The sequence below is a fragment of the Clostridium sp. genome (assembly GCF_021443865.1).
In the GTDB taxonomy this organism is placed as follows: Bacteria; Bacillota; Clostridia; order Clostridiales; family Clostridiaceae; genus Clostridium.
In genome coordinates, this window is record NZ_JABUTB010000136.1 from 1 (window position 1) to 4040 (window position 4040).

Below are 4040 nucleotides of genomic sequence, written 5' to 3' on the forward strand. Positions count from 1 at the left end.
TTTTAAAAAAATATGAAAATATTGTGTTATAATGTTTTATATAATTAAAAGCAATAGTAATTATTATAGAATAAAATGTTCATAATAAATCTATAAAACATAAAGATATTTATTTAATGTTTTAACTAAGGCTTATTTGATATTATTAGTATTTTGATAGGAGGAAAAAAGTTGGAAGAGCAAGTGATAAGGTTAGATGAGTTATTTGAAGCTCTTAAAAAAAGATGGCTGATGATACTTTCAATTACATTAATAGCAACAATATTATCAGCAGCTTTAAGTTTTTTTGTAATTAAACCTGAATATGAAGCAAGTACAAAGGTTTTTATTGGTAAGGACGAAAGTGATAGTCAAGGTTATAATCAAAACGACGTACTTATGTATCAAAAACTTATGAAAACATATTCTGAAGCAATTAAAACTAAAGATTTAGTTTCTAGGAGTTTAAGTGGTACAAGTCTTGACTTAAAACCTAGTGAAGTTTTAAGCAATTTAACAGTAGTAACAGTATCAGATACTCAAATATTACAAGTTAAATATAAGAGTAAGAATCCTCAAGAAGCTAAAACTGTAATAGAAGAGGTTTCTGATGAATTTATAAAAACCTCTAAGGAATTAGTTCCTAATGGGAATATACAAGTTATAGAAGCAGTAGAGCTACCGCAAAATCCAGTAAGTCCAAATAAAAAGATGAATATTGCAATAGCCTTTTTATTAGGATTAATGGTTGGAGTTGGATTAGCATTTTTATTAGAATTCTTAGATAATACATTTAAAAATAAAGATCAATTAGAGAGAGAATTCGAAATTCCTGTAATTGGATCAATACCTACAGTAAAGGAGTCTTAGAGGAAAGTTATGTTTATAGTTGAAAAGGAACCTAAATCTATAGCGGCAGAAAGCTATAGAACATTAAGAACAAATATACAATATTCCTCTTTTGATAAGGAATATAGAATAATAGTTGTAACTAGTTCAGAGCCAGGAGAAGGTAAGTCTACTACAGCAGGAAACTTAGCTTTATGTATGGCTCAAGGAGATAAAAAAGTTGTTTTAATAGATTGTGATTTAAGAAAGCCAAGCTTACATAAAAAGTTCAAGGTTTCCAATCTAGTTGGTTTATCAGATGTAATTATAGGTAAGACAGATTTAGCCACAGCAGCTCATAGGTATAATAAAAATTTAGTTTTATTAACATCAGGGAAAATACCTCCAAATCCATCTGAAATGCTTTCATCAAAAACTATGGAAAAATTACTAGAATCATTAAAGGATAGTTTTGATTATATAATTTTAGATACTCCACCAGTACAAGCGGTTACAGATTCACAAATCTTATCCACTAAGTCAGATGGAACTATACTAGTAGTTAAGGCTGAAAGAACTAAAAAAGATTCAGTTGAAAATGCTATTAATCTTTTAAAGAAGGTAAATGCAAATATTATAGGAACAGTTTTAAATGGAATTGACGTAAGCAGAAACAAATACTACTACTATTACGGAGAAAAGTAAAGTTAATGCATAATGCATAATGCACAATGCATAATTAATGTGAAAACTCCACAGGAGTTTTTGGAAATGAAGGAAGTTAGATAATGCATAATGCGTAATGCGTAATGCAAAATTAAGGTGTAAATTCCTCCAAGGTCGGAATTTAGAAATAATTAAAGAATGAAGCTTCTCTTTTGCATTGGCAAAATCGAAATGAAAAAATGAAAAAATGATAAATAGTGAATAGTTTAAGAGATAATAGTGAATAGTGGAGGAATAAACTCCACAGGAGTTTACAGTTTTCATAATTCAGCTTGTCTGAATTATATCCGCAATTGTGCATTATCAATTATGCATTATGCATTATTTAAAGTGCATAATTAATAGATATTTTACGATAAAAATGTGTAAATTATATAGAAAAAAATAAAGAATGGGGTGGTGCTATGATAGATCTGCATTCTCACTTAATTTGGGCCATAGATGATGGCTCTAAATCTAGGGAGATGACAATAAATATGTTAAAGCAGGCAGTAGAGGGTGGCACTAAGAAATTAGTGCTGACACCACATTACATGCCTGGATATTATGAAGTACCTAATATTAAAGTAAAGGAAAGAAGGAAGGATATAGAGCTTTTAGTTAAAGAGCTTGATTTAGACCTAGAGATTTATTGTGGACAAGAAGTTTATTTTAATGAAAAAATCTTAGAAAACTTTGAAGATAAGCTTATTGGCACAATTAATGATTCTAGATATATGCTAATTGAGTTTAATATGAAGAGCTTTTCTATTAAAGAAGTTACTGAGATTTTATATGAGCTACAGATTAAAGGAATTGTGCCTGTTATTGCACATCCAGAAAGATATATTAAGTTTATAAAAAATCCTTCTTTAATAAACGAGTTTGTTAAGGAAGGTTTTTTATTTCAATTAAATATAGGAAGTATAACTGGAGATTTTGGAAAAGAAGTTAAGAAAACAGCAGAGCTTTTCTTGAAGAATAAAATTTATAGCTTTTTTGGTTCTGATGCCCATAGGGATGAAAAGAGAAATCCCAATATGGAAGAAGGAATTAAGATTTTAAAGACTATGAATAAAAAGTATTTTTACTATTTAAGAGAATCAGCTGAAGACCTTCTAAATAATAAAGAAATTAAATTTGAGGGGAACTTAATAAAGGAGAAAAAAGGGTTGTTAGGAATATTTAAAAGATAAAATTCTTTCGAGAAAAGTGGGTGAATAAATGAAGGAATTAGGTAAGTATAGAAAATATTTTTTGGCTTTTATAGATGGAATATTTATAAATCTATCTTATATAATAGCTATTTATTTTAGATATGAGTATGGAATATTTAAAGAATTAGTAAAGGATTATGGGAAAATAGCTATAATTTTTACAGCTATATATTTAATAAGTTTTTACTTCTTTAAATTATATGAAAGCATATGGAATTATGCCAGTGTAGATGAATTTATCTTGGTTATAGGTGCTTGTATTACAGGAAATATATTAGCCAGTATAACTGCAAGTTTATTAAAAACTGATTTTTCCTATGCAGTAAGTATATTGTCAGGAATATTTGTAACCTTATCAATAGTTGGTTTTAGAGTTTCATTTAGGATATATAGTAGGTTTACAAGTATTTTAGATATTAAATCTAATGCAAATAATTTAAAAAGGACATTAATTATAGGGGCTGGAGAAGCATCAATTTTAGTAATTAAGGAAATGAAAAATAACAGAAGTAGTGAGTATATTCCAATAGCATTAATTGATGATAACAAATACAAGGTTGGTAAAACCATTTTAGGTATAAAAGTAGAGGGCACTAGAAAAGACATAGTTAAGGTATGCAAGGAAAAAGAAATAGAAAACATTATATTTGCAGCACCTTCTATGAATGAAGATGATAAAAAGGAAATACTTGATATATGTAAAAAGACAGATTGCAAGGTTCAAATGATACCAAGTATTTATTCAGTTATAGATGGAAAAGTATCTTTAAGTCAAATTAAAGATGTTGATATTGAAGATTTATTAGGAAGAGATCCTATTGAGCTAGAAATGAAAGGGATTTCCCGTTATATAAAAAATAAAACAGTATTAGTTACAGGTGGAGGAGGCTCTATTGGATCAGAGCTTTGTAGACAAATTTCAAAATTCAATCCAAATAAATTAATAATTTTTGATATATACGAAAACAATGCCTATGATATACAAAATGAACTTAGGTATAAATACCCTAATTTGGATTTATTAGTTTTAATAGGTTCAGTTAGAGATAAAAAAAGATTAGAACAAGTTTTTAACAACTACAATCCAAATATAGTTTTTCATGCAGCAGCACATAAACATGTTCCACTTATGGAAGATAGTCCAATGGAAGCAATAAAGAATAATGTTTTTGGAACTTTCAATGTAGTTGAGTGTGCAGATAAATATAACTGTGAAAGATTTGTATTAATTTCTACAGATAAAGCAGTTAATCCTACTAATGTAATGGGAGCAACTAAGAGAATCTGCGAAATGATAATACAATCCTATGA

Annotated in this window: 4 protein-coding genes; all 4 read left to right on the forward strand. The window is 28.1% G+C overall.

The features are described 5' to 3' along the window. Window positions 1–171 precede the first annotated feature (171 nt). Window positions 172–849 (forward strand): Wzz/FepE/Etk N-terminal domain-containing protein, encoded by a 678-nt coding sequence (locus HUJ77_RS14880; RefSeq protein WP_291709978.1) that lies wholly within the window; start codon window positions 172–174, stop codon window positions 847–849. Window positions 850–858: 9 nt separating this feature from the next. Next, a complete protein-coding gene (locus HUJ77_RS14885) occupies window positions 859–1512 on the forward strand; it encodes a CpsD/CapB family tyrosine-protein kinase (protein WP_291709981.1) in 654 nt (217 codons plus the stop codon). 425 nt (window positions 1513–1937) lie between these two features. Continuing rightward, window positions 1938–2708 (forward strand): CpsB/CapC family capsule biosynthesis tyrosine phosphatase, encoded by a 771-nt coding sequence (locus HUJ77_RS14890; protein WP_291709983.1) that lies wholly within the window; start codon window positions 1938–1940, stop codon window positions 2706–2708. A 28-nt stretch (window positions 2709–2736) separates the two neighbouring features. Further along, the coding region (locus tag HUJ77_RS14895) for a polysaccharide biosynthesis protein (protein ID WP_291709985.1) at window positions 2737–4040 on the forward strand (1304 nt) is incomplete at its 3' end.